At 69.5% G+C, this 21798-nt stretch carries 25 protein-coding genes; 1 reads left to right on the top strand and 24 read right to left on the bottom strand.

The window, feature by feature from the left end; all coding sequences use genetic code 11:
• Nucleotides 1–18: 18 nt before the first annotated feature.
• Nucleotides 19–1242, top strand: a complete 1224-nt coding sequence (locus NP095_RS06965; protein WP_232416698.1) for a DUF349 domain-containing protein — start codon at nucleotides 19–21, stop codon at nucleotides 1240–1242.
• Between the two features lie 69 nt (nucleotides 1243–1311).
• Here NP095_RS06965 and NP095_RS06960 read toward each other — a convergent pair whose 3' ends face one another.
• The 24 genes from NP095_RS06960 to thrS form a co-directional block, all read right to left on the bottom strand.
• Nucleotides 1312–1596 (bottom strand): GIY-YIG nuclease family protein, encoded by a 285-nt coding sequence (locus tag NP095_RS06960; protein ID WP_256766131.1) that lies wholly within the window; start codon nucleotides 1594–1596, stop codon nucleotides 1312–1314.
• Between the two features lie 116 nt (nucleotides 1597–1712).
• A complete protein-coding gene (locus NP095_RS06955; RefSeq protein WP_404801108.1) occupies nucleotides 1713–4022 on the bottom strand; it encodes a RelA/SpoT family protein in 2310 nt (769 codons plus the stop codon).
• Between the two features lie 154 nt (nucleotides 4023–4176).
• Nucleotides 4177–4707 (bottom strand): adenine phosphoribosyltransferase, encoded by a 531-nt coding sequence (locus NP095_RS06950; RefSeq protein WP_232416701.1) that lies wholly within the window; start codon nucleotides 4705–4707, stop codon nucleotides 4177–4179.
• Nucleotides 4704–4994, bottom strand: coding sequence for a preprotein translocase subunit YajC (yajC, locus tag NP095_RS06945; protein WP_232416703.1), 291 nt, complete (start codon nucleotides 4992–4994; stop codon nucleotides 4704–4706). Before yajC ends, NP095_RS06950 begins: the two co-directional genes overlap by 4 nt.
• 10 nt (nucleotides 4995–5004) lie before the next feature.
• Nucleotides 5005–6054, bottom strand: coding sequence for a Holliday junction branch migration DNA helicase RuvB (gene ruvB / locus NP095_RS06940; RefSeq protein WP_404801107.1), 1050 nt, complete (start codon nucleotides 6052–6054; stop codon nucleotides 5005–5007).
• 8 nt (nucleotides 6055–6062) lie between these two features.
• Entirely contained in the window at nucleotides 6063–6653 is a 591-nt protein-coding gene (ruvA, locus tag NP095_RS06935) for a Holliday junction branch migration protein RuvA (RefSeq protein ID WP_232416704.1), read from the bottom strand.
• Complete coding sequence (gene ruvC, locus NP095_RS06930) at nucleotides 6650–7180, bottom strand: crossover junction endodeoxyribonuclease RuvC (protein ID WP_232416705.1); 531 nt, start codon at nucleotides 7178–7180, stop codon at nucleotides 6650–6652. Before ruvC ends, ruvA begins: the two co-directional genes overlap by 4 nt.
• Before the next feature lie 64 nt (nucleotides 7181–7244).
• A complete protein-coding gene (locus tag NP095_RS06925) occupies nucleotides 7245–7640 on the bottom strand; it encodes a hypothetical protein (RefSeq protein WP_232416706.1) in 396 nt (131 codons plus the stop codon).
• Nucleotides 7641–7664: 24 nt separating this feature from the next.
• A complete protein-coding gene (locus tag NP095_RS06920) occupies nucleotides 7665–8423 on the bottom strand; it encodes a YebC/PmpR family DNA-binding transcriptional regulator (RefSeq protein WP_232416707.1) in 759 nt (252 codons plus the stop codon).
• Between the two features lie 44 nt (nucleotides 8424–8467).
• Nucleotides 8468–9070 carry a pyridoxal 5'-phosphate synthase glutaminase subunit PdxT gene (gene pdxT / locus NP095_RS06915; RefSeq protein WP_232416708.1) on the bottom strand — a complete coding sequence of 201 codons (603 nt, stop codon included), beginning with the start codon at nucleotides 9068–9070 and terminating at the stop codon, nucleotides 8468–8470.
• A gap of 34 nt (nucleotides 9071–9104) precedes the next feature.
• Nucleotides 9105–10550, bottom strand: a complete 1446-nt coding sequence (locus NP095_RS06910) for a signal peptidase I (protein ID WP_232416709.1) — start codon at nucleotides 10548–10550, stop codon at nucleotides 9105–9107.
• Between the two features lie 11 nt (nucleotides 10551–10561).
• A complete protein-coding gene (locus NP095_RS06905) occupies nucleotides 10562–11248 on the bottom strand; it encodes a SipW-dependent-type signal peptide-containing protein (protein ID WP_232416710.1) in 687 nt (228 codons plus the stop codon).
• Nucleotides 11241–11906, bottom strand: a complete 666-nt coding sequence (locus NP095_RS06900) for a hypothetical protein (protein ID WP_232416711.1) — start codon at nucleotides 11904–11906, stop codon at nucleotides 11241–11243. The genes NP095_RS06905 and NP095_RS06900 overlap by 8 nt, the downstream gene beginning before the upstream one ends.
• The gene (locus NP095_RS06895) at nucleotides 11903–12472 is read right to left on the bottom strand and encodes a signal peptidase I (RefSeq protein ID WP_232416712.1); all 570 of its coding nucleotides are present in this window, start codon (nucleotides 12470–12472) and stop codon (nucleotides 11903–11905) included. Before NP095_RS06895 ends, NP095_RS06900 begins: the two co-directional genes overlap by 4 nt.
• Before the next feature lie 43 nt (nucleotides 12473–12515).
• A complete protein-coding gene (locus NP095_RS06890) occupies nucleotides 12516–13055 on the bottom strand; it encodes an alternate-type signal peptide domain-containing protein (protein WP_232416713.1) in 540 nt (179 codons plus the stop codon).
• Nucleotides 13056–13266: 211 nt separating this feature from the next.
• Entirely contained in the window at nucleotides 13267–14733 is a 1467-nt protein-coding gene (locus NP095_RS06885) for a signal peptidase I (protein WP_232416714.1), read from the bottom strand.
• Nucleotides 14730–15413: a SipW-dependent-type signal peptide-containing protein gene (locus NP095_RS06880; protein ID WP_232416715.1), complete on the bottom strand. Its 684-nt coding sequence runs from the start codon at nucleotides 15411–15413 to the stop codon at nucleotides 14730–14732. The genes NP095_RS06885 and NP095_RS06880 overlap by 4 nt, the downstream gene beginning before the upstream one ends.
• Nucleotides 15406–16119, bottom strand: a complete 714-nt coding sequence (locus NP095_RS06875; protein WP_232416716.1) for a hypothetical protein — start codon at nucleotides 16117–16119, stop codon at nucleotides 15406–15408. The genes NP095_RS06880 and NP095_RS06875 overlap by 8 nt, the downstream gene beginning before the upstream one ends.
• Entirely contained in the window at nucleotides 16116–16685 is a 570-nt protein-coding gene (locus NP095_RS06870; RefSeq protein WP_232416717.1) for a signal peptidase I, read from the bottom strand. Before NP095_RS06870 ends, NP095_RS06875 begins: the two co-directional genes overlap by 4 nt.
• Before the next feature lie 53 nt (nucleotides 16686–16738).
• On the bottom strand, nucleotides 16739–17266 hold the full coding sequence (locus NP095_RS06865) for an alternate-type signal peptide domain-containing protein (protein WP_232416718.1): 528 nt from the start codon (nucleotides 17264–17266) through the stop codon (nucleotides 16739–16741).
• Between the two features lie 242 nt (nucleotides 17267–17508).
• A complete protein-coding gene (pdxS, locus tag NP095_RS06860) occupies nucleotides 17509–18387 on the bottom strand; it encodes a pyridoxal 5'-phosphate synthase lyase subunit PdxS (protein ID WP_283251582.1) in 879 nt (292 codons plus the stop codon).
• Nucleotides 18388–18664: 277 nt separating this feature from the next.
• Entirely contained in the window at nucleotides 18665–19270 is a 606-nt protein-coding gene (gene pgsA, locus NP095_RS06855; RefSeq protein ID WP_232416719.1) for a phosphatidylinositol phosphate synthase, read from the bottom strand.
• Nucleotides 19270–19776, bottom strand: a complete 507-nt coding sequence (locus tag NP095_RS06850) for an HIT family protein (protein ID WP_232416720.1) — start codon at nucleotides 19774–19776, stop codon at nucleotides 19270–19272. The genes pgsA and NP095_RS06850 overlap by 1 nt, the downstream gene beginning before the upstream one ends.
• Nucleotides 19776–21746 (bottom strand): threonine--tRNA ligase, encoded by a 1971-nt coding sequence (gene thrS, locus NP095_RS06845; RefSeq protein WP_232416721.1) that lies wholly within the window; start codon nucleotides 21744–21746, stop codon nucleotides 19776–19778. The genes NP095_RS06850 and thrS overlap by 1 nt, the downstream gene beginning before the upstream one ends.
• Nucleotides 21747–21798: the final 52 nt, after the last annotated feature.

The raw sequence follows: 21798 nt of genomic DNA, 5'->3' as shown, positions 1-21798 counted from the left end.
CCTCCTAGACTGACCGCCATGAGCGACTGGGGCCGTGTGGACGCAGATGGAAACGTCTACGTCAAGGAGGGTGACGGCGAGCGGCTGATTGGACAATGGGTGACCGGCGGAGACGCCGACGAGGCGCTCGCGTTCTACACGCGACGGTTCGAGAACCTCGAGACCGAGGTGAGCCTGCTGGAGAAGCGCATCGAGGCCGGGACGGTGTCGCCCGACGACGCCACGAAGGCGATCGCGACGATCCGCGAGCAGCTCGTCGACGCGCAGGCGGTCGGCGACCTCGCCTCGCTGTCGACGCGCCTCGACGCCCTCGAGCCCGCGCTCGGTGAGCTGCGGGCGAAGCGCAAGGCCGAGCGCGAGCAGCGCACCGCCGAGGCCACCGAGGCCAAGACCCGCATCGTCACCGAGGCCGAGAAGATCGGCGCCGGCCAGGACTGGCGCAACGGCGCCGACCGGCTGCGCGCGCTCCTCGACGAGTGGAAGGCACTCCCCCGGCTGAGCAAGTCCGCCGACGACGAGCTGTGGCACCGCTTCTCGACGGCGCGCACCGCGTACACGAAGAAGCGCAAGGCCCACTTCGGCGAGCAGAGCGAGCGCCGCGAGAAGGCCCAGAAGGTCAAGGAGAAGCTGATCGAGGAGGCCGAGGCCCTCTCGAACTCCACCGAGTGGGGCGCCACCTCGAGCGCCTACCGCGACCTCATGCAGCGCTGGAAGGCCGCCGGCTCCGCGCCGCGCAACGTCGAGGACAAGCTCTGGAAGCGCTTCCGCAGCGCCCAGGACGTCTTCTTCTCGGCCCGTGAGGCCGCCAACGCCGCCGAGGAGGCCGAGTTCGCCGACAACGCGGTCGCCAAGCGCGAGATCCTCGTCGAGGCCGAGGCACTGCTGCCGATCAAGGACCTCGACGCGACCCGTCGCGCCTGGCATGACATCGCCGACCGCTGGGAGGCCGCCGGCAAGGTCCCGCGCGACCAGATCAAGGAGCTCGAGGGCCGCATCCGCGCCGTCGAGAAGGCGATCCGCGACGCCGGTGACCAGGAGTGGAAGCGCACCGACCCCGAGAAGTCGGCCCGCGCGGACGACATGATCACCAAGCTCGAGGACGCGATCGCCGCGATCGAGGCCGACCTCGCGAAGGCCGAGTCCGCCGGCGACCAGAAGAAGGTCAAGGACCTGCGCGAGAACCTCGAGTCGCGTCAGGCCTTCCTCGACATCGCCAAGCGCACCGCGTCCGACTTCAGCTGACCTCCGCCTCCGGCGGCCAGTCGTTCGCTGATCGAGTGCCGGCGAGCGAAGCGAGACGGAGTATCGAGATCACGCCTCTCGGCTCCAGTTCCGCTTCTTCGCCAGGCCGGGTAGCAGGTCGAAGTCACCCCTCATGAGGGCCTCGCGTTTGGCTCGTGACCACCCTTGGACTCTCTTCTCGGCCGCGAACGCGTCCACGACTGACTCGAACTCGTAGGACCAGAGCAGCTCGACGGGAAGTCGGCGCTTGGTGTAAGCAGATCCGACGCCGGTCCGATGCTGGTGCAGTCTCGCCCCGAGGTTGCGCGTGCTGCCGACGTAGTAGGACCCGTCCGAGCAGCGAAGGATGTACATGTGTGCCATCTGTCCAGCGTCATCCACCGCGCTTCGTCGGACGCGCTCATCCACAGGTGATCTCGATACGCCGCTCGCTGCGCTCGCGAGCTACTCGATCACCGAACTGCAACTGCCTACTGGGTGACGCGGTAGGCGTCGAAGACGCCCGGCACGTTGTTGACGGCCTTGAGCACCGATCCCAGGTGCTTGGCGTCGCCCATCTCGAACGTGAAGCGGCTCTTGGCCACGCGGTCGCGGCCGGTGCTCAGCGTCGCCGACAAGATGTTGACGTGCTGGTCCGAGATCACCTTGGTGATGTCCGACAGCAGGTGCGGGCGATCGAGCGCCTCGACCTGCATCGCGACCAGGAACGTCGTCTTCGTGTTCGCGACCCAGCGGACGTCCACGACGCGCTCGGTCTGCGACTCCAGGCCCTTGAAGTTGGCGCAGTCGGTGCGGTGCACCGAGATGCCGGAGCCGCGCGTGACGAAGCCGCGGATGTCGTCGCCCGGGACCGGCGTGCAGCAGCGCGCCAGCTTGACCAGCATGTCGCCCGAGACGCCCACGACCTCGACGCCGGCGTCGCCACGCATCCGCGAGGACGGTCGGCTGGAGCGTACGGGCATCGCCGTGGCCTCGGCGGCCTCCTCCTCGGCGCCTTCGCGGCCGCCGGCCAGGTCGATGACCCGGTCGACGACGTTCTGGGGACCGACGTTGCTCTCGCCGACCGCTGCGAACAGGGTCGAGACGTCGGCGTAGCCCATCTCCTTGGCCACCGTGTCGAGGTTCGCCTGCCGGAACAGGCGATGCATCGGGAGGCCCTCCTTGCGCATCTGCTTCGCAATGAGGTCCTTGCCGTGGTCGATGGCCTCCTCGCGGCGCTCCTTCGTGAACCACTGACGGATCTTGTTGCGCGCCCGCGGGCTCTTGACGAACTCGAGCCAGTCGCGGCTCGGGCCGGCGGTCGGCGACTTGGAGGTGAAGATCTCGACGACGTCGCCGCTCTGCAGCTCGGACTCCAGTGAGACGAGTCGTCCGTTGACGCGGGCGCCGACGCACGTGTGCCCGACCTCGGTGTGGACCGCGTAGGCGAAGTCGACAGGCGTGGCACCGGCGGGAAGCTGGATCAGGTCGCCGCGCGGCGTGTACGCGTAGACGCCCGCGTTCTGCATCTCGAAGCGCAGGGAGTCCAGGAAGTCGGTGGAGTCCTCGGTCTCGGACTGCCAGTCGACCAGTTCGCGCAGCCACACCATCTCGCTGCCGCTGGGGCCGTCCTTGCCGGCCTTGCCGCCGACGGCGGCCAAGGACTCGGCCTTGTACTTCCAGTGCGCCGCGACACCGAACTCGGCGCGGCGGTGCATCGCGTAGGTGCGGATCTGCAACTCGACGGGCTTGCCCTGCGGGCCGATCACCGTCGTGTGCAGCGACTGGTACATGTTGAACTTCGGGACGCTGATGTAGTCCTTGAAACGGCCCGGGATCGGGTTCCAGCGCGCGTGCAGGACACCCAGCACGGCGTAGCAGTCGGCGACGTCCTCGACGAGGATGCGCACGCCGACGAGGTCGAAGATGTCGGAGAACTCGCGGCCGCGCACCAGCATCTTCTGGTAGATCGAGAAGTAGTGCTTGGGCCGGCCGGTGACGCGGGCCTTGATCTTGGCGTGGCCGAGGTCGGAGTTGACGTCGCGGATGACGCGCTCGAGGAACGCCTCGCGCGACGGCGCGCGCTCGGCGACGAGCCGGACGATCTCGTCGTAGACCTTGGGGTGCAGCGTCGCGAACGCGAGGTCCTCGAGCTCCCACTTGATCATGTTCATGCCCAGCCGGTGCGCCAGCGGGGCGAAGATCTCGATCGTCTCGCGCGCGATGCGCTCCTGCTTGTCCTGACGCAGGTAGCGCAGGGTGCGCATGTTGTGCAGGCGGTCGGCCAGCTTGATCACCAGGACGCGGATGTCGCGCGCCATGGCGACGACCATCTTGCGGATGGTCTCGGACTGGGCCGAGTCGCCGTACTTGACCTTGTCGAGCTTGGTGACGCCGTCGACCAGGTGCACGACCTCGTCGCCGAAGTCCTTGCGCAGCTGCTCGATCGTGTAGGGGGTGTCCTCGACCGTGTCGTGCAGCAGCGCGGCGCACAGGGTGGGCGCCGTCATGCCGAGCTCGGCGAGGATCGTGGCCACGGCGAGCGGGTGCGTGATGTACGGGTCGCCGCTCTTGCGCTTCTGGCCCTCGTGCATCGCCGCGGCGACCTCATAGGCCTTCTGGATCGACGCGACGTCACCCTTGGGGTGGGTGTCGCGGTAGATCTTGATCAGCGGGTCGAGGACCGGGTTCCCGCCGCCCGTGGACTTGCCACCGATGCGGGCCAGCCGGCTGCGCACGCGCGCGGACGTGCGCGCCGAGTCCTGGTTCCTGGACTCGGACGCCTTCGTCGTCGCCTTGATCGGCGAGCCCTCGGTGCGGTCAGCCACGCGTGCCTCCTTCAGTCCAGTCTACGGAGGTGACGTCACATGGCGCCGGTGATCACCGTCGCGAGCACGCCCAGCACGAGCGCGGCGATGGCGATGATGGCGACGATCCGGACGGTGCGCTGACTCATCAGTACTCCAACAAGGCGGTCAGGGGGACGCCGGCGAGCGCGTCGCGGCCTCCCAGGGCGGGCAGCTCGATCAGGACGACCGCGCCGGCGACCTCGGCCCCCGCACGCTCGAACAGGCGGACCGCGGCTGCCAGGGTGCCGCCGGTGGCGAGCACGTCGTCGACGATGAGCACGCGGGCCCCCTCGGTCACGGCATCGGCGTGGATCTCGATGACGGCCTCGGCGTACTCGAGCGCGTAGGCCTCGGTGATCCGCGCGGCGGGCAGCTTGCCGGCCTTGCGGACCGGCACGAGGCCGGTGCCGAGCGCCTCGGCGATCAGCGGCGCGAGCAGGAAGCCACGGGCCTCGACGCCGGCGACGACGTCGATCGGGCCGAGGGCACGGGCTGCGTCCACGAGGGCCTTCACCGTCGCGGCGAGACCCTCGGGGTGGGCCAGCAGCGGGGTGATGTCGCGGAACGTGACACCGTCCTCGGGCCAGTCCTCGATGGCGCGGATCAGGCGATCGGCCACCTGCTTGAAGTCGGTCATTCCGTCGGCTCCGTGGGCTCTGCCGGCTGCTCGACCTCGGCGACTGCAGCGCGCGCGACGGTGATGACCACGCCGGGGGCGATCTCGAGGCCGATGGTGTCGTCGTCCAGGTCGCGGACGGTGCCGTGGATCCCGCTGCTGATCATGACGCGGACGCCGGGCTGCAGGGCGTCCTGCATCTGCCGCAGTGCGGTGAACTGCTTCTGACGCTCACGCATGGGGCGGATGATGAGCAGGAAGAAGACGAGGGCCAGTAGGGCCAAGGGGATGAAGTCGGCGGCAGTCACCGCATGAACTCTAGTCGGCCGCGTCGAACGGCAGTTGGCCGGAGCCCGCCTCGGGCGGTGCCGTGAGGCCCAGATGGCGCCATGCCGCGGCCGTGGCGACCCGGCCGCGCGGGGTGCGCGCGAGGAAGCCCAACCGGACCAGGAACGGCTCGGCCAGCTCCTCGACCGTCTCGCGCTCCTCGGCGACCGCGACGGCCAGGGTGGTGATGCCCACCGGTCCCCCGCCGAAGTTGCGGCACAGGGCGTCCAGCACAGCGCGGTCGAGCCGGTCCAGGCCCAGCTCGTCGACCTCGTAGAGGTCGAGCGCGGCGCGCGCGACCCGGTGGTCGACCACACCGTCGGCGCGCACCTCGGCGTAGTCGCGCACGCGGCGCAGCAGGCGGTTGGCGATTCGGGGTGTCCCCCGCGACCGCGAGCCGATCTCGATCGAGGCGTCCTCGCTGATCTGCAGGTCGAGAAGATCGGCCGAGCGCCGCACGATGCGGTCGAGGTCGGCCGCCTCGTAGTAGTCCAGCTGGGCCGTGAAGCCGAAGCGGTCGCGCAGCGGCCCGGGCAGCAGGCCGGCCCGGGTCGTGGCGCCCACGACCGTGAACGGCGGGATCTGCAGCGGGATCGCGGTGGCGCCGGGCCCCTTGCCGACGACGACGTCGACCCGGAAGTCCTCCATCGCCATGTACAGCAGCTCCTCGGCGGGCCGGGACATGCGGTGGATCTCGTCGATGAACAGCACGTCGCCCTCGTTGATCCCCGAGAGGATCGCGGCGAGGTCGCCGGCGTGCTGGATCGCCGGGCCGCTCGTGAGCCGCAGAGGCGCCGAGAGCTGGTTGGCGATGATCATCGCGATCGTGGTCTTGCCCAGGCCGGGCGGGCCGGACAGCAGCACGTGGTCGGGCGTGCGGTCGCGCGCGACGGCCGCGTCGAGCACCAGGGCCAGCTGCTCGCGCACGCGCTCCTGACCGATCAGCTCGTCGAGCGTGCGCGGGCGCAGCGCCTGCTCGAAGGCACTGTCCTGCGGTCCGGCTGCCTCGGCGACGATCGACTCGAAGTCCGATCCCTCCATGTCCATGCTCACCGGCCTCGATCCATCGATCGCAGGGCGTCGCGCAGGATCGTGGAGACGTCGGGCTCGTCGCCGACACCGTCGGCCACCCGGTCGATCGCCGCGTCGGCGTCCTTGGCCGACCAGCCCAGCCCCACGAGCGCCTCGTGGACCTGGTCGCGCCAGCCGGCGACGGCCGGCGCGGACGTGCTGGAGGCGACGGCGCCGACCCGGTCCTTGAGCTCGACGACGATCCGCTCGGCTCCCTTGCGCCCGATGCCGGGCACCTTGGTCAAGGTGGCGTGGTCGGACGAGGCGATCGCGGTGCGCAGCCGATCCGGCGGCAGCACCGCGAGCATCGCCTGGGCGACCTTGGGGCCCACGCCGCTGGCGGTCTGGACGAGCTCGAACATGTCGCGCTCCTGGGCGTCGCCGAAGCCGTAGAGCGTCATCGAGTCCTCGCGCACGACCATCGAGGTCCACAGCGTGGCCTCCTGGCCGATCCGAAGGTCGGCGATCGTGGAGGGCGTGCACATGACGTGGTAGCCGACCCCGCCGAGGTCGAGGACGGCCGCGTTGAGCGAGACGGTGGCGACGGTCCCGCGCACGTGCGCGATCATCGGGCGGTCCCCGCCGCGGCGACGGCCGCAGCCAGTCGGCTCTGGGCGCCGCCACGCCACAGGTGGCAGATCGCCAGCGCGAGCGCGTCGGCGGCATCGGCCGGCTTGGGCGGAGCGTCGAGACGCAACAGACGGGCCACCATGGCGCCCACCTGGGCCTTGTCGGCGCGGCCGCTGCCGGTGACGGCGGCCTTGACCTCGGACGGCGTGTGCAGCTGGACCGGGATCCCGTGGCGTGCGGCCACCAGCATGGCGATCGCGCTGGCCTGGGCGGTGCCCATGACGGTGCTGACGTTGTGCTGGCTGAAGACCCGCTCGACGGCGACGACGTCGGGCCGCAGCCGGACGACGATCTCGTCGAGCGCGCGCTCGAGGCGCAGGAGGCGCTTGGCGAGGTCGAGATCGGCGGGGGTGCGCACGACACCGACGTCGACGAGGTCGAGCGGACGGCCCACGCTGCCCTCGACGACACCGATGCCGCACCGGGTCAGGCCGGGGTCGACACCGAGCACACGAAGGGAACGCATGTTCGACACCCTATGCGCTCGTCCCGACGCCCGGCGGAAGCCACGCCGGTCCCGAGATGGGAGGTCAGGCCGTGAGTTGGGTGTCCGGTGTGCGGGAGATCTCGTCCGCGAGCTCGTCGGCGACCCGGCGGGCGGCGGCCCGGCCGGCGACCAGGGTGCGGTACCGGGGCTCGGGCGAGCCGTCGCGGAGCAGCTCGACCGGGTAGCGGGCGAACAGGACCCACCCGGCGAACACCAGGACGGGAACGAGCAGCAGGACCCACGTGCGGTCGCTCTTGACCAGGACCGGGCTGAGCATGGCGAGCAGCAGCAGCCCGACGACGACGAGCAGCGGGCCGAACCCGCCGCCGTCGTCCGTGCCGCCGCCGACGACGAGATCGCCGTCGCGTCCACGCAGGCCCGGACGCGCCACGCGCACGGTCCACCCGACGCCGTCGGGGGTGCGCACGTGACGATCCATGGCCACATCATGGCCGAGCCGGGGTCAGAGGTCGGCCATGACCTCGTCCGGCGCGTCGAAGTTGGCGTAGACGTTCTGCACGTCGTCGCTGTCCTCGAGGGCGTCGATGAGTCGGACGACCTTCGCGGCGCCCTCGGCGTCGACCTCGACGCTGACGCTGGGAACGAAGGAGGCGTCGGCCGAGTCGTAGTCCAGTCCGGCCTCCTGCAGGGCGGTGCGGACGGCGACCAGGTCACCGGGCTCGCACAGCACCTCGAAGCTGCCGTCGTGGTCGTTGACCTCTTCCGCACCCGCGTCGAGCACGGCCATGAGGACGTCGTCCTCGTTCGTCGGCCCGCCCTCCTGCTCGGCGGGCACGATGATGATGCCCTTGCGGGTGAACATGTACGACACCGAGCCGGGGTCGGCCATCGTGCCGCCGTTGCGGGTCATCGCGGTGCGGACCTCCATGGCGGCCCGGTTCTTGTTGTCGGTGAGGCACTCGATCAGGAAGGCGACGCCGTTCGGGCCGTAGCCCTCGTACATGATCGTCGTGTAGTCGACTCCCCCGCCGTCGGCGCCGCCGCCGCGCTTGACCGCGCGGTCGATGTTGTCGTTGGGGACCGACTGCTTCTTCGCCTTCTGGATGGCGTCATACAGGGTCGGATTGCCGTCGGGGTCGGGTCCGCCGGTCCGCGCCGCCACCTCGATGTTCTTGATGAGCTTGGCGAAGAGCTTGCCGCGCTTGGCGTCGATCGCGGCCTTCTTGTGCTTGGTGGTCGCCCACTTGGAGTGGCCGGACATGGCGTTCTCCTTCTTCCTGGTGGCGCCCCGTCACGACCGGTGAGTCACGACTGGGCGATGAACTCGACGAAGTTGCGGTGGACGCGATCGTCACCCGCCATCTCCGGGTGGAACGACGTCGCCATGATGTTGCGTTGCCGAACCGCGACGATTCTACCGTCGGCCTCGCCCCCGCGTACGCGCGCGAGGACCTCGACGCCCGATCCGGCCGACTCGACCCACGGGGCGCGGATGAAGACGGCGTGCACGGGCTCGTCCATCCCGGTGAACTCCAGCTCGGTCTCGAAGGAGTCGACCTGGCGCCCGAAGGCGTTGCGTCGCACCACGATGTCGAGGCCGCCGAAGGTCTCCTGACCGACGATGCCGTCCTCGATCTTCTCCGCGAGCATGATCATCCCGGCGCAGGTGCCGAAGGTCGGCATGCCACCGCGGATGCGCTCGGCCAGCGGATCGAAGAGGTCGAAGATGCGCGCCAGCTTGCTCATCGTCGTCGACTCGCCGCCGGGCAGCACGAGCGCGTGGCAGCGAGCCAGCTCCTCGGGGCGGCGCACGGCCAAGGTGTGGACGCCGGCACGGTCCAACGCGGCGAGGTGCTCGCGCACGTCGCCCTGGAGGGCGAAGACACCGACGGTGGGAGCAGCGTTCACCCGGCGAGTGTAGTCGTGACGACCATGGCGATCCTCAGCGGACCGTGAAGCGAATCGTGCGCTCTGTCGTCGCTCGCGTCGGCGAGGCGTTGTCGGTGATCCGAAGGTAGAGCGTGTAGTCGCCCGCCTGGTTGAACGTCGTCCCGGGACCGCCCGAGCCGATCGGGACCTGCCACGTCAGCGGCGACCCCGAGAGGTTCGGCACCACCGGGGACGTCGTGGCCGAACGCCATGTGCCGCAGCCGGTGAGGTAGAACCCCGGCGGCAGGATGCTGTCGGTCTGCGGGTTCCAGCACTGGGTGGAGAGCCAGTTCGCCCGCTGCAGGCGGTACTCGACCGAGTAGACCCCGTTCGGGTCGGTGACCTTGCCGCAGGGCGCGGCCTGGCCGCAGATGGCCTCGATCGCGTCGTCGATCGCTCCCGTCGACGGATAGGTCGTGCCGTCGAGCGGTCCCGTGACCGCCAGCACGGGCGGCAGGTTGATGTCGCCGCAGCGCACGGTCGTCGCGTCGACCGTCACCTCGGTCTGCCGGTCCGACGCCGAGAGCCACGCGCTCGTGGCCGCGCCCTTGAGCTTCGACCGGCCCGAGATCACGTGGGTGCCCTCCGTGATCGGCTGCCCGCCGGCGAGGGCGGCCCGCGTGATGGTCGTGGCCACGACGGCCCCGATCGTGGAGGTGGTCGGAACGACCGTCAGGAACGGCGTGCCCGAGATTGCGCCGCCCTTGGGCCCGCGGTACCAGGTCATGTCGTACCGCGGCGAGGTGATCTTGTAGCGCAGGGTGACCGAGCCGGCGGCGTTCGTGGTGCACGGCACGGCGTCCCAGTCGAAGATGCGGACCTGGTGGGCCTGGACCGTGCCGGCCTCGAAGGTGGCCGGATCGGAGAAGTACGCCTCGGTGCGGGGCACGGGCGCCAGCGAGGCAGCTGCGAGCCCGATGGCGACGAGGGCCCCGGCGCCGGTCCCGGCACCGGGTCCCGCGCTCGCGCCACCCGATCCCGACCGGCGGCTCCACAGACTGGCCAGCAGCAGTGCCACGACGATGCCCGCGGCGAACATCGCCCACGGCGAGGCCAGCCAGTTCGCGACGTAGCCCAGGTACGGGACGTCGAAGAAGACCCGGTCGACCTCCGCGACGAGGTACTTCTCCTCGTCCGGTGAGCGGTTGGAGTCGCCCTTCAGGGTCAAGCTGACCTGATCGCCCGCGCCCTGGTCGACCTTCACGACGCGGTGGGTCACCCGGACACCGTCGGAGTTGACGACCGAGACGATGTCGCCGGGCTTCACGTCCTGCGCGTCGACCGACCTGGCCAGCGCCAGCGCGCCCGCGTCGACGGCGGGCGCCATCGAGCTCGACCGGAAGATCAGGGGCTGCACGCCGGCCACCACGGTCGCCAGCGCCAGCACCATCGAGATCGCACCCAGCACCGCCGCCACCCACAGCACGACGTTGCCGACCAGCCCGAGTCCGCGACGCACGCGAGGACCGATCACGGCGCGCCGACCTGCTTGGCGTTCAGAACCACCTTGATGGTCGTCGACCTGCCCTGGTAGGTGTTCGGCGTGTTCGCCGCGAGACCGGCGAGCATGCAGACCTGCATCGAGCCGTTGGCCGCCAGCGTCACGCGGGCGTTGTTCGGGGTGACGGCCCTCGGGGTCGTCGAGAGGGGATGGGCGTCCCACCAGGTGGCGGTGCCGGCGGAGCACGTGCCCGTCCGGTTCACCGCCTCGCGCGTGCCGGTGTTGCCGGCGACGCCGCCGAGCCGGGTGGTGGCGCTCAGGTACGGGCTCAAGTCGTCCGAGGTCGAGCTGCCGACGCCCGTGAAGGTCAGCGGGGTCGTGCCGACGTTGCGGATGTGCAGCTCCATCGCGACCGACTCACCGGGCGAGACGTTGTCGAGCTGCAGGACCGAGTAGTTCCAGTTCTGGTCGAGCCCGACCGCCGACCACTCGACCACGCCGGTCTGCGGGTTGCGCCCGCCGAGCTGCAGGTCGAGGTGACCCGCCTCGATCTTGCCGGTCGTGAAGATGGCCGTGTCGGCCCAGTACGCGGTGGTGCCGACGGCGGCGAAGCCCAGGACCAGCCCGAGCGACAGCAGCAGCCGCACCTGTACCGAGGCGATCGCACGCCAGGCGGTGCGCAGGCGAGCACGGCCCGTCGCGGTGATGTCACGCATGTTCTTCTTCCCCCTCACGCCGCCCGGCGGCCATGAACGCCGCGCCGGCGGCCGTGGCCGCAGCGGCCAACCAGATCAGTATGGCGGGCGCCGAGGCTCCTGTCCGGGACAACCAGCCGTCCGGTCCGTCGGATCTGCCGGACCCCGTAGCGCCGTCGGCCTCGGCCGTCGCTCCGGCCACGCCCTCGTCGGCATCGGTCAGCCGCAGCCCGAACGTCAGGTTGAGGCGGCTCGCCTGCGCGGCGTTCGTCGAGGCGGGATCGAGTCCGGCCCGGACGTCGACGCGGACGGCCGTCCCCGGGCGGAGGCTCTCGAGCGTGAGGTCGGCGGACGGACGTCCGTTGTGCAGCGGGAACCACGTCCCCCGGACCCGCGCCCGCAGCGTCACGTGACCGTCCGACCACAGGTCGTCACCGTCGTCGGAGCGGACCGTCGCGACGAGCCGAGCGTTGGAGCTGGCCTGGTTCCTGACGAAGAACGAGACCGTCCGAGTGTCGCCGGGGACCCACCGGGCACCCTGGTCGAAGAGGGGCTCCGTGAGCGTCGCGGACCAGCTCCGACCGTCGCGGCTCACGCCGATCTCGTCCGCGGCGGTCGCCGGAGCGACAGCCGCCAGGAGCATGCCGGCCGACACGGCGGCCGGTGCGAAGGCCCTCACCGATCCGACCCCGTGCGGCGGGCGGTGACCCGGCCGCGCAGCGCGCCGCCGAACATCCACGCGGCGTACAGGCCCAGGCCGCCGGCCACGACGTACACCGCGGTGTTCCGCCGGTCCTGGCCGATGGCATTGCCCATCCAGCCGAGCTCGGGAACCGAGTACCAGACCACTCCCCTGATCTGGACCGGCTGGACCGGCTCGAGGTCGACGGCGTCATTGGCGTCGCCCCGCGTGGTGAAGGACGGCACGCCGTCGGATCCGTGGGCGACCGCGACCACGCGATGGGTCACGACCGTCGGCTCACCGGACGTCAGCTGGTAGGTGATCACCGAGCCGATGCCGATCTGCTCGGCGGGCGTCGGCTTGACCACGACCAGCGTGCCGGGCGGCAGGCTCGGCTCCATGGAACCGGTGAGGATCGTGTAGGGCGTCGCGCCCGCGATCCTCGGGATCAGCACACCGACCGCGACGGCCGAGGTGGCCACGAGGATGACGACCCAGGCCAGAGCCCGGCCGGCCCACCGCAGCGCCGTGGGGCGCCTGCGGTCGGTCGTGAGTGTCGTCATGCTCGCGGTCCTCCTCGTCGATGGTCGATGGATTCAGCTCAGATCAGGCGGCCGGCGATGCGTCGGTCTGCACCAGGGCGACGCGGATCTCCGACAGGTTCACCGTCTTGGCCTGCGAGCTGTTGTCGACCGCCGTGCCGAACGGGAAGTCGACCGCGATCTGAGCGGCGACGTCCTTGCCGTTCTGGGCCGCGGTGATCGGGGTCGTGCCCGTGATCGTCGTGGAGTCGAGCGTGAAGGTCGGGGTCACGGTGGCGCCCGCCCACGGCGTGCCGGTCCCACCGGTCACGGCGAGGGTGCCCTTGATGTTGTTGCCCGTGGCGCCGATCGTGTAGGAGCCGCTGTAGACCAGCTCATCGCCGGGGACGATCGTCGGGGTGCCCGTGACGGTCGTGCCGTTCAGCTTCCACGTGCCGGTCGCCTTCGGCGTCAGCGTCAGCGTGCCCGAGGAGATCGATCCGCCGGGAATCGTGCTCTCGGCGTTCCAGTACGCGAGCGAGCCCGCTCCGCCGAGCAGCAGGACGGCGGCGGCGCCGGCAGCAACGGCACCCTTGGTGGACTTGTTCATCTTCGTCTCCCTCATGAATGGCTGATCGACCATCGATCAACATCGTTAACATCTGTAACAATGTAACGACGGAATGAGGGTACGGCGTGGGCGAAACGTGAAGAAATCATGAAAAGGGGCCAGACGTCACGAACGATCCGGGCCATAGGTCCTAGTTCGTCGGGACTATTCGTCCCACGAAGGAAGGCCCCCGGTCAGAACCGGGGGCCTTCGTCGAGGTGAGCCGTCAGTCGACGGTGAAGGTGATCTGGTGCTCGGTGACCTCACGGGTCGGCGACGCGTTGTCGGTGATCCGCACGTACAACGTGTACGTGCCCGACTGGTTGAACGTCGTGCCCGGACCACCGTCGCCGATCGGGATTCGCCACTTGACCGTGGAACCGTCGGTGGTCGGGGCCTGCGGATCCGTGTACGCCGGGCGCCACTCGCCGCAGCCGGCGGCGTAGTAGCCCGGCGGCAGGATGGCGTCCAGCTTCGGGTCCCAGCACTGGGTGCCGAGCCAGTTCTCGCGCTGAAGGCGGTACTCGACCGAGTAGATCCCGTTCGTGTCGGTCGTGGTGCCGCAGGGAGCGCGCCGGCCCGAACAGGCGGCCGCGACCTCGAGCTCAGCCGCGGTCTGCGAACCGAACTCGCGGCCGTCTCTGGGCGCCGTGACCTCCACGGTGGGCGGCAGGTTGATGTCGCCGCAACGCACCGTGGTGGCATCCGCGGTGACCTCGACGTAACGATGGGAGCTCGACAACCAGGGCTCCGTGGCCGATCCCTTCAGTTGGGACCGGCCCGCGACCACGTAGGTCCCCTGTGCAAACGGGTCCTCGCCGGCGGCCAGGGTCGTACGGTCGATCCTCGTCTCCACGACGTCCCCGACCTGGGAACTGGGAGGCGTGATCGTCAGGAAGGGCGCGTCCGAGATCGTGCCGTTCTTCGGCCCGCGGTACCAGGTCATGTCGTAGCTCGGCGACACGACTTTGTAGCGCAACGTGACGGAGCCGTCGTCGTTGGTGGTGCAGGGTGTGGTGTCCCAGTCGAAGATCTGCACGTCGTGTGAGTGGACTGTGCCCGCCTCGACGGTGGCCGGGTCGGAGAAATAGGCCTCCGTCCTGGGCACGGGCGTCACCGAGGCCACCACCAGAGCGACGAGCACGACCGCCGAGGCGCCGCTCCCGGCGCCCACCAAGCCCGCGCCGCCGTCCGATCGGGACCACCGGCTCCACAGGTTCACCACGAGCAGGGCCGCGACGATCCCGGCGGCGAACATCGCCCACGGCGACGCGAGCCAGTCCGCGACGTAGCCCAGGTACGGGACGTCCGCGACGACCCGATCGACCTCGGTGACGAGATACGGCTCCTCGTCCGGGCTCCGGTTGGAGTCGCCCTTCAGCGTCAGACTGACCTGATCGCCCGCGCCTTGATCGACCTTCACCACACGGTGGGTGACGCGGACCCCGTCGGAGTTGACGACCGAGACGATGTCACCGGGTTCCACCTGCTGCGCGTCGACGGTCTTCGCGAGGGCGAGCGCGCCGGCGTCGACGGCCGGGGCCATCGAGCTGGAGCGGAAGATCAGCGGCTGCACGCCGGCGACGACCGTCGCCAGGGCCAGCACCAGTGAGAGCGCGCCCAGGACCGCCGCCGCCCACAGGACGGCGTTGCTCACCGGGCCGAGCGCCCGGCGCAGACGAGGCGCGCTCACGGCGCACCGACCTGCTTCGCATCGAAGTCGATCTTGAGCATCGTCGACTTGTCCTGGTATTCATTCGGCGCGTCGGCCGACAGGCCGGCCACCATGCACACCTGGATCGAGGCGTTGGGCGCGAGAGTCACCGGCGCATTGCCCGGGGTCAGGGGCTCGGGGGTCGTCGACAGCACATGGCCGTCCCACCACGTCGCGGTGCCGGCCGTGCAGGTGCCGATGCGGTTGACCTCCTCACGCGTACCGGTGTTGCTCGCTTCGCCGCCCAGGCGCATCGTGGCAGTCAAGTGCGGGTTCAGGGCATCGGTCGACGAACTGCCTGCAGCGGTGAACGTCAACGGCGTCGTGCCGGCGTTGCGAATGTGCAACTCCTTCGCGACCGACTCGCCGGGTGCGACATTGTCCAGTTCCTGCACGGAGTAGTTCCAGTTCTGGTTGAGCCCGACGGCCGACCACTGGACCTCGCCCGTCTCGGGGTTCCGCGCGCCGAGCTGCAGGTCGAGACTTCCGGACTCGATCTCCCCGGCCAGGGTGGCCGAGTCGGACCAGTAGGCGGCCGTGCCAACCGCAGAGAATCCCAGGACGAGCCCCAGGGCCATCAGCAGGCGGACCTGGACCGAACTGATCCACGTCCACGCAGTGTGCAACCGGGCCCGACCCACGGTCGTGGTCTCAGGCATCTCCTTCTTCTTTCTCGCGTCCTTTCTCTTCTTGCCGCCCGGCGACCACGAAGGCCGTGCCGACGGCCGTGGCCGCAGCGGCCAACCACAGCCACAGAGCCGATGCCGGGGCACCCGTATGGGCCAGCCAGCCGTCGGATCCCGAAGCCCGGTCAGCGTCCTGTCGAGATCCCGTAGCGTTGTCGGAGTCCCTTCCGGTCCCCGCAGCGTTGTCGCCGATCAGCCTCAGCCCGAACGTCAGGTCCAAGTGACCGTCCTGCGATTCGTTCTCGGCCGGGTTGTCCTCATCGAAGGGGGCGTCGGCTTCCACCTCGATCTTCACGGCGGAGCCGGGCGCGAGGCTCTCCTGTGTGAGTTCGCCTGCCGGACGCCCGTTGCTCAAAGTGACCCACTGCCCCTGGGACTCCCCTTGAGTCCGCGCCCGCAGCTCGACATGACCCCGAGACCACAGCTCGTCGCGGTCGCCGGACCGCACCGTCAGCACGAGCCGAGCATTCGAACTGCCTTGGTTGCGGACGTAGAACGAAGCGGTCTGCACGTCGCCGGGCACCCAGCGCGCGTTCGGGTCGAACAGCCGCTCCGTGAGCGCTTCGGACCAGTGCTCGCCGTCTCGGCTCACGCCGATCTCGCCCGCCGCGGTCGCCGGGGCGATGCCCGCGAGAACCAGTCCGGCAGCCGCGACGACGGCCGACACGAGCCGCCTCATGAGTCCCTCCTTGCCCGCCGGAGCCCACGCCGTTCGCGCAGCGCGCCGCCGAACATCCACGCGGCGTACAGGCCCAGTCCTCCGACCACGAGGTACACGGCCGCGTCCCGCTGGTCCTGGTCGATGGTGTTGCCCAGCCAGCCGAGCTTGGGTACTGAGTACCAGAGCACTCCCTTGACCTGGACCGGCCGGACGGGCTCGAGGTCCTCGGCCGCGTTGGCGTCGCCCTTGGTGATGAAGGACAACTCGCCGTCGGAACCGTGCCCGACCGACGTGACGCGGTGCGTCACGACGGTCGGGTCACCGGACCTCAACTGGTACGTGATCACCGAGCCGATACCGATGTCCTCGGCGGGTTTCGGCTTGACCACCACGAGGGTGCCCGGAGGGAGGTTGGGCTCCATCGAGCCGGTCAGGATCGTGTAGGGGGTCGCCCCCGCGATCCTGGGGATCAGCACCCCCACCGCGACGGCGGAGGTGGCCACGAGGATGACGACCCAGGCAAAGACCTGCCCAGATCGCCGCAACACCGTGCGGTGCGTGCGCTCGATCGTGGGAGTCGTCATGCTCGTGGACCTCCTCACCGGGGTCGATGGGTTCAACTAACTGCGGCTCAGCCTCACGGCCCAGTCGGCGTCGCGTCGGTCTGCTCCAGGGTGATCTTGACGGCCGACAGGTCCGCCCTCTGACCCTGCGACGAGTTGTCCGGGGAGGTCCCGAAGGGGAAGTCGACCTGGATCTCGGCCTCGACGACCTTGCCGTTGTCGTCACCGTCGATTGCCTGGGTGCCCTGGACCGTGGTGCCGTCGAGCGTGAAGCTCGAGGTCACGGTCGCGCCGGTCCAGGGCTCGCTGTTCAGCGCGGGGACGGTCAGGTCGCCTTGGATGTTGTCGCCGGTGGCTTCGATCTCGTACGACCCGGTCCAGACCAGCTCATCGCCCGGAACGACCACCGGGGTACCCGTGACCTCCTGGCCGTTGAGCGTCCACTTGCCGGCTTCTTCCTCGTTCAACTTCAGGGTGCCTGTCGTCAGCTCTGCACCGGCGATATCGCCTTCGGCGTTCCAGTACGCGAGCGTTCCCGCACCCCCGAGCAGCAGCGCGGCAGCGGCACCGGCGGCGATGGCGCCCTTAGTCGATTTCTGCATTTTCCTCTCCTTGTGTGGGTGATCGACTAACCTTTCATGATTTTATCTGTTGGAATTGCAGTCCCAAAGTCCCGACGACTCCCGCGGCCCCCGGTCGCGAATCGCGTCGAAAAGCAGGTGTCGTCCTGCGTGTGATCGACGATTCTCAGCAGAATCGAGGCTTCACGCCGCGTGAGGCAGGCACACACAGCAATGCCCCCGGCGAAAAACCGGGGGCATTGCGTGCGACTCTGTGGTATGAGTCACCAACCGCGAGTCTCGAGCCGGTGCGGCTCGGGGATCTCGTCGACGTTGATGCCGACCATCGCCTCGCCCAGGCCGCGCGAGACCTTGGCGATCACGTCGGGGTCGTCGAAGAAGGTCGTGGCCTTGACGATGGCCGCGGCCCGCTCGGCCGGGTTGCCGGACTTGAAGATGCCCGAGCCGACGAAGACGCCCTCGGCACCCAGCTGCATCATCATCGCGGCGTCGGCCGGGGTGGCGATGCCACCGGCGGTGAACAGCACGACGGGCAGCTTGCCGGCCTCGGCGACCTCGGCGACCAGCTCGTACGGCGCCTGGAGCTCCTTCGCCGCGACGAACAGCTCGTCCTTCGACATGCCCTGCAGACGGCGCAGCTCGGCGCGGATCTTGCGCATGTGGCCCGTGGCGTTGGAGACGTCACCGGTGCCGGCCTCGCCCTTGGAGCGGATCATCGCCGCGCCCTCGGTGATGCGACGCAGCGCCTCACCGAGGTTGGTCGCGCCACACACGAACGGGACCGTGAAGGCCCACTTGTCGATGTGGTTCTCGTAGTCGGCCGGGGTCAGGACCTCGGACTCATCGATGTAGTCGACACCCAGGCTCTGCAGCACCTGCGCCTCGACGAAGTGGCCGATGCGAGCCTTGGCCATGACGGGGATCGAGACGGCCTCGATGATGCCGTCGATCAGATCGGGGTCGCTCATCCGCGCGACGCCGCCCTGGGAGCGGATGTCGGCGGGGACGCGCTCGAGCGCCATGACGGCGACGGCCCCGGCGTCCTCGGCGATCTTGGCCTGCTCGGCGTTGACGACGTCCATGATGACGCCGCCCTTCAGCATCTCGGCCATGCCGCGCTTGACGCGGGCGCTGCCGGTCATGGACAGGTCGGTGCTGGAATTCTCGGTGCTCACGCGGTCAGTCTACGAGCCCGTGTCCGGTCGCACCCGCCGGCGCGCGAGGACGAGACGACGGCGGGACGGCACCACGTCGAGGTGAGTCACTTTGTTGACCCTGACTACACCGACACGGCCACCATCACACTGCGATGGGCCAGCGCGATGGACGGCACCCTGACCGGCACCGTCGTCGACGAGACGGGTGCCGTTCCACGACGCCCACATCGAGTGAAGTAGCCCGAGGAGCAACGTTGGAGGGTCAGGCCGCGTCGGCCTGGCGCTTGACCATCGCCATGCGCTGGGCGACCGTCACGAGGCTGGCCACGGCCAGCGCCCACAGGGCGATGTGCTGCAGGATCGGCAGGTCGAACAGCCCGGACAGGCCCGTCATCACCAAGATGGCGACGAGCCGGTCGGAGCGCTCGGCGATGCCGCCCTTGGCCTCCATGCCGAGCGACTCCGCGCGAGCGCGGGCGTACGAGGTGAGGCTGCCCAGCACGAGGCAGGCCAGGGCGAGGCACAGGTACAGCTTCGAGTCGCCGTCCCACGCGTACCAGAGTGCGATGCCACCGAAGACCGCCGCGTCGCCCATCCGGTCGAGCGTCGAGTCCAGGAAGGCGCCGTACTTCGAACTGCGGCCCAGCTTGCGCGCCATCGTGCCGTCGATGATGTCGCTGAACACGAAGGCGGTGACGAACATCGTGCCCCAGAAGAACTCGCCCTGCGGGAACAGCCACAGCGCGCCGACGCAGACGCCGATCGTGCCGACCCACGTGACCATGTTCGGCGTCACGCCGATCGTGATGAGTCCGTCCGCGACGGGCGAGAAGACCTTGTTCCAGAAGGCCCGGAAGCGTTCCAGCATCAGGCCACCTCCTCCCACACCGACCGCAGCAGCTCCGCGGACTGGGCGACCGTCTGCGGGAGCGTCTTGGTGCGCCCGATGACCGTCATGAAGTTGGCGTCACCGCCCCACCGCGGCACGACGTGCTGGTGCAGGTGCGACGCGATCGAGCCGCCCGACACCGAGCCCAGGTTGATCCCCACGTTGAAGCCGTGCGGTGAGCTGACGCGGCGGATGCCGCGGAGCGCCTGCTGCGTGAGGGCCGTCAGCTCGGCCGACTCCGCGCCCGTGAGCTCGGTGAGGTCGGACTCGTGACGGTTCGGCAGGACCATCAGGTGTCCGGGGTTGTACGGGTACAGGTTCATCGCCACGAAGCAGTGCTCACCGCGCGCGACGATCAGATCGGTCTGCCGCTCCCCCGCCACCATCGCGCAGAACGGGCACCCTCCCGGGTCGGCGCCGGCCTCACGGACGTACTCCATCCGGTACGGCGCCCAGAGTCGCTCGAGTCCGTCGGGATCGGCCATCAGACCTGCACCCGATCGCGCACCGCCGCGACGATCTTGTCGATCGCGTCGTCGAGGGAGACGCCGTTCTCCTGCTCGCCGTTGCGGTAGCGGAACGACACGGCGTTGGCCTCGACGTCCTTGTCGCCCACCAGCACCATGAACGGCACCTTCTGTGTCTGGGCGTTGCGGATCTTCTTCTGCATGCGCTCGTCGGAGTCGTCGACCTCGAAGCGGATGCCCTCGGCCTTCAACCGCACCGCGAGCCGGTCGAGGTACTCGACGTGGCGCTCGGCGACGGGGATGCCGACGGCCTGCACGGGGGCGAGCCACGGGGGGAAGGCGCCGGCGTAGTGCTCGACCAGGACGCCCATGAAGCGCTCGATCGAGCCGAACTTGGCCGAGTGGATCATGACCGGCTGCTGGCGCGTGCCGTCGGCGGCGACGTACTCGAGGTTGAACCGGTCGGCGGACGGCTGGTTGAAGTCGTACTGGACCGTGCCCATCTGCCACGTGCGGCCGATGGCGTCGCGCGACTGGACCGAGATCTTGGGGCCGTAGTACGCGGCGCCACCGGGATCGGGCACGAGCTCGAGTCCGGTCGCGACGGCAACGTCCTCGAGCACCTTCGTGGCGGTCTCCCAGTCCTCGTCGGAGCCGATGAACTTGTCCTTGGACGCATCGCGCGTGGACAGCTCGAGGTAGTAGTCGTCCATGCCGAAGTCGTCGAGCAGGCTCAGCATGAAGTTGAGCAGGTGGGCGACCTCGGCCGGCGCCTGCTCGGGCGTGACGTAGGAGTGCGAGTCGTCCTGGGCGAAGCCGCGCACGCGGGTCAGGCCGTGGATGACGCCGGACTTCTCGTTGCGGTAGACGTGCCCGAACTCGAACAGGCGCAGCGGCAGCTCACGGTACGAGCGCTGGCGCGAGCGGTAGATGAGGTTGTGCATCGGGCAGTTCATCGCCTTGAGGCGGTAGTCGCCGCCATCGACCTCGATGGGCGGGAACATCCCCTCGCCGTAGTACGGCAGGTGGCCCGAGGTGTGGAACAGGCCCTCCTTGGCGATGTGCGGCGTGCCGACGTACTCGAAGCCCTCCTCGATGTGCCGGCGGCGGACGTAGTCCTCCATCTCGCGCTTGATGACGCCACCGCGCGGATGGAAGACCGGCAGGCCGGAGCCGATCTCGTCGGGGAAGCTGTACAGGTCCAGCTCGGCGCCCAGGCGGCGGTGGTCGCGGCGTTGGGCCTCCTCGATGCGGTGCAGGTGCGCCTCGAGGTCCTCCTTGGTGGGCCACGCGGTGCCGTAGATGCGCTGGAGCTGCTTGTTCTTCTCGTCACCGCGCCAGTAGGCGGCGGCCGAGCGCATGAGCTTGAAGGACGGGATGCGCTTCGTGGTGGGCAGGTGCGGACCGCGGCACAGGTCCTTCCACGCCAGCGAGCCGTCGCGCTTGAGGTTGTCGTAGATGCTCAGTCCGCCCTCGCCGACCTCGACGCTGGCACCCTCGGCGGCGTCACCCGCGGTGGACTTCAGCCCGATCAGCTCGAGCTTGTACGGCTCGTCGGCCAGCTCCTCGCGCGCGTCGTCGTCGCTGATCTCGCGGCGACTGAACTTCTGGCCCTCCTTGATGATCTTCTTCATCCGCGACTCGATCTTGTCGAGGTCCTCGGGCGTGAAGGGCACCTCGACGTCGAAGTCGTAGTAGAAGCCGTCGGCGATGGGCGGGCCGATGCCCAGCTTCGCGTCGGGGAACAGGTCCTGGACCGCCTGGGCCATGACGTGCGCCGTGGAGTGACGCAGGATGTCGAGGCCGTCGGGCGACTCCATCGCGACCGGCTCGACGACGTCGCCGTCGCTCAGCTCACGGGACAGGTCGACGAGGGCGCCGTTGACGCGGGCCGCGATGACCTGCGGATCGTCGGCGAACAGCTGCCACGCCCGGGTCCCGGGGTCGACCTGCTGCTCGGCTGCATCGACGGTGATGGACAGACTCATGCGAACCCCTTGGTGACTGGCGGCCCCTACGGCTGGGCAGCGCTCTTGGCCT

Source organism: Aeromicrobium duanguangcaii, from assembly GCF_024508295.1.
Classification (GTDB): Bacteria; Actinomycetota; Actinomycetes; order Propionibacteriales; family Nocardioidaceae; genus Aeromicrobium; species Aeromicrobium duanguangcaii.
This window is presented reverse-complemented; position numbering and strand designations above follow the sequence as displayed.

What these genes read in the sequence shown, in the direction of transcription:
- NP095_RS06875 (WP_232416716.1), bottom strand. Translation starts at nt 16,119, where the DNA reads ATGAGGCGGCTCGTGTCGGCCGTCGTCGCGGCTGCCGGACTGGTTCTC.
- ruvA (WP_232416704.1), bottom strand. Translation starts at nt 6,653, where the DNA reads ATGATCGCGCACGTGCGCGGGACCGTCGCCACCGTCTCGCTCAACGCG.
- NP095_RS06880 (WP_232416715.1), bottom strand. Translation starts at nt 15,413, where the DNA reads ATGCCTGAGACCACGACCGTGGGTCGGGCCCGGTTGCACACTGCGTGG.
- NP095_RS06950 (WP_232416701.1), bottom strand. Translation starts at nt 4,707, where the DNA reads ATGACCGACTTCAAGCAGGTGGCCGATCGCCTGATCCGCGCCATCGAG.
- NP095_RS06925 (WP_232416706.1), bottom strand. Translation starts at nt 7,640, where the DNA reads ATGGATCGTCACGTGCGCACCCCCGACGGCGTCGGGTGGACCGTGCGC.
- ruvC (WP_232416705.1), bottom strand. Translation starts at nt 7,180, where the DNA reads ATGCGTTCCCTTCGTGTGCTCGGTGTCGACCCCGGCCTGACCCGGTGC.
- NP095_RS06920 (WP_232416707.1), bottom strand. Translation starts at nt 8,423, where the DNA reads ATGTCCGGCCACTCCAAGTGGGCGACCACCAAGCACAAGAAGGCCGCG.
- NP095_RS06960 (WP_256766131.1), bottom strand. Translation starts at nt 1,596, where the DNA reads ATGTACATCCTTCGCTGCTCGGACGGGTCCTACTACGTCGGCAGCACG.
- pgsA (WP_232416719.1), bottom strand. Translation starts at nt 19,270, where the DNA reads ATGCTGGAACGCTTCCGGGCCTTCTGGAACAAGGTCTTCTCGCCCGTC.
- NP095_RS06865 (WP_232416718.1), bottom strand. Translation starts at nt 17,266, where the DNA reads ATGCAGAAATCGACTAAGGGCGCCATCGCCGCCGGTGCCGCTGCCGCG.
- NP095_RS06965 (WP_232416698.1), top strand. Translation starts at nt 19, where the DNA reads ATGAGCGACTGGGGCCGTGTGGACGCAGATGGAAACGTCTACGTCAAG.
- NP095_RS06895 (WP_232416712.1), bottom strand. Translation starts at nt 12,472, where the DNA reads ATGACGACACTCACGACCGACCGCAGGCGCCCCACGGCGCTGCGGTGG.
- ruvB (WP_404801107.1), bottom strand. Translation starts at nt 6,054, where the DNA reads ATGGAGGGATCGGACTTCGAGTCGATCGTCGCCGAGGCAGCCGGACCG.
- NP095_RS06850 (WP_232416720.1), bottom strand. Translation starts at nt 19,776, where the DNA reads ATGGCCGATCCCGACGGACTCGAGCGACTCTGGGCGCCGTACCGGATG.
- NP095_RS06905 (WP_232416710.1), bottom strand. Translation starts at nt 11,248, where the DNA reads ATGCGTGACATCACCGCGACGGGCCGTGCTCGCCTGCGCACCGCCTGG.
- pdxS (WP_283251582.1), bottom strand. Translation starts at nt 18,387, where the DNA reads ATGACCGGCAGCGCCCGCGTCAAGCGCGGCATGGCCGAGATGCTGAAG.
- NP095_RS06870 (WP_232416717.1), bottom strand. Translation starts at nt 16,685, where the DNA reads ATGACGACTCCCACGATCGAGCGCACGCACCGCACGGTGTTGCGGCGA.
- NP095_RS06890 (WP_232416713.1), bottom strand. Translation starts at nt 13,055, where the DNA reads ATGAGGGAGACGAAGATGAACAAGTCCACCAAGGGTGCCGTTGCTGCC.
- thrS (WP_232416721.1), bottom strand. Translation starts at nt 21,746, where the DNA reads ATGAGTCTGTCCATCACCGTCGATGCAGCCGAGCAGCAGGTCGACCCC.